Source organism: Sporosarcina sp. Y352, from assembly GCF_056786535.1.
Genome location: NZ_JBXCJE010000041.1, coordinates 1 through 788, shown reverse-complemented (window position 1 = coordinate 788; position 788 = coordinate 1). Strand labels below are relative to the sequence as shown.

At 39.2% G+C, this 788-nt stretch carries 1 protein-coding gene; it reads left to right on the top strand.

Translation table 11 applies throughout. The annotated features are described in order from the left end of the window. Positions 1-245: 245 nt before the first annotated feature. Positions 246-788: IS110 family transposase (locus AC1TO6_RS21125; RefSeq protein WP_482103548.1), on the top strand; the 543-nt coding region annotated here is incomplete at its 3' end.

The following is a 788-nucleotide window of genomic DNA, read 5'->3' as shown; positions in this document are numbered from 1 at the left end:
TTCGTATTATAAGGTTAACCAGTTTTTACTGGTTGACCTTATTTTTATAGGATTTAATATATCAGTAGCCAGGGTAGGACGTACGGGTGCGTGGGACAATGATCCCGTGAACTAAACTGTCCACCCCCTACTTGTAGAAACATGTTTGAGGCTGGTTGGGACATAGATCTCGTATAACAAGCGAAGCTATGATACTGCATGGAGGAATAGGGGTACTGGTGAGTGAAGTCAGAGGAGGAAGCTAAATGAACCCAGTAGTTGGTCTGGATGTGGCTAAAGGAGAGAGCCAAGTTCAGGCGTTTTTAGATAAATCGAAGCCGTTTGGAAAGAGTTATTCTATGAAGCATACAAAAGAGGAGTTAGACCGTTTTATAGGCTTTTTAAAGGAGATGGAAGGGATGACTGGGCAAATGCCTATGGTCATTTTAGAATCTACAGGTCACTATCACTCTCCTGTTATTCAATACTTGGAGGAACATGGCGTTTTATATATCTTACTTAATCCGATCATTTCTTATCAGGCGAAGAGGTCCAGTTTAAGAAAGGTAAAAACAGACGCGATTGATGCATATCAGCTGTGTGTGCTTTATTACAAAGAAGATTTTGAACCTCATAAAAACCGAGGAATCCAATTATTAAATCTTAGAAATCTTTCCAGACAACAGGAGATTGTGACGAATATGTATGTGGAGGCTAAACTGCAGTTTCATACTATTTTAGATCAAGTGTTTCCTGAATACCGCAAGGTTTTTGGTGATCTTTATTCGAAGGTTTCTTTATTGATGTTA